1 protein-coding gene and 1 pseudogene are annotated in these 1,448 nt (G+C 41.4%); both read right to left on the bottom strand.

The genetic code is table 11. The features are described 5' to 3' along the window. Positions 1-695, bottom strand: a 695-nt coding sequence (locus ACFINX_RS10050; protein ID WP_375668794.1) for an antA/AntB antirepressor family protein, incomplete at its 3' end; no start/stop codon positions are given. 303 nt (positions 696-998) lie between these two features. Then, positions 999-1,448 (bottom strand): annotated as a pseudogene (locus ACFINX_RS10045) (late control protein); the annotation flags it as partial.

Here is a 1,448-nt window from a genome sequence, read left to right as displayed (position 1 = left end):
GCCAATCCTCTGGAGGTGATTTTTGTTGAAGGGAGCACCTTTTCTGTACCATCCGGTCTTTGAATGGTGATAGCAGGGCAGTCCATGAATCCTTTCTTGATCTTGTCCTGATAAGGTAACAGAGGCGCCCCTGGAGCCCGTCGATAGACCCAGTCATGTTTACGCAAATAATCGGTTAAGTCCTTTGGTCGTACTTCAAGCATTTTCGCTGCTTCGATAAGACCAAACAACCCATCAGAGCGTTTTAAGCCTTCCAAAGCTTTTGCTTTTGGTGTTAATTCGGCAATGGTGTTATCCTTCTGCTCAATTTGACTTTGTAAATGGTTCAAAACACCAAGTAATGCTTCGGGTTTGGAGTAGTCAACTTGTGGGGTTGCTACTTGTTTCAAAAGCCGTTCGCATTTGATAAAGTATTGACGCGCTTCATGTCCTTTGTCATTCCTCTCTATCATAGAAAGATGTTTAGCCATGTCTAAGGTGAGAGCATAATCTTTAGAAGGACGTCCACCTGAACTTTCGCTCAAAAAAGAGCAAAAGTCATGCTCTTCTTTAAATTTACAATCTTGAATACGTCTGATAATCCAATCTTTAAAACTGGTTTTTACTTCTAAAAATGCGTGTAATTCGCGAGCGTTAACAGTTTGAACTGTTTCCTGTCCAATTATTTGTTCTGATATTTTTATAAGAGTGTTCATGATGAACTCCTAGATGTTAAAGTTTTTGATTGACACTCAATAGAGAGTGCCGGGTGCTCAAAAACACGGCATCTAGTCCGTCGTTATGCCTTTCCCAAAAGGGTATTGTATAGCATAACCACACCCGACAAGACCTTTATATGCCACGGCATATAATGAGTCAAAATCTTTAATGTTCAGAAGATTGATTATTTCGGCAACCAATCCGCTAGATGTTTTAAGGTGTTTTTGAGGCACCTGATTCGATTATTCATATTGTTGCCACATTGTCAAGTTGCTTCTGATAATTTTTTGATATTTTTGCTAATTGATGCCTTCTTCATCCATATGGATAACGCCTTCGCCTTCATCACATGCGTTAGGTGGGGCGTTTGGATCAAGGGTATCGTCCTTGTCTGGTGTGGTGTTTGCAACGTTTCCAGCTGTGTCTTCTTGGGTTTCATCAAAAAGCTCGCACTCTATTTTTGTGGTATAACCACCCGTTTTATCAAGTTTGTGCTTAACGCTCTTGATGCGCCATTCTGCTGGAATATAAGGGCGGAAAGGGGGCTCTTGAACAAGCTTTGCTTCTGCTTGCACAAACGGATCACCACCGATATCACATGAGAAAGAAGACTTACCGCGTGATGATTTATTGCGATAAGCAGCAATGGCCGCAACAGCCTCTGATTGGTTATGGTAGGTGTATTTGAGTTCATGAAACGGCGGATTACCAACTTTGACTTCTTTTTTTTCACCACTGCGGATATCATG

Source organism: Bartonella sp. AP36NXGY, assembly GCF_042195865.1.
Classification (GTDB): Bacteria; Pseudomonadota; Alphaproteobacteria; order Rhizobiales; family Rhizobiaceae; genus Bartonella.
This window is presented reverse-complemented; position numbering and strand designations above follow the sequence as displayed.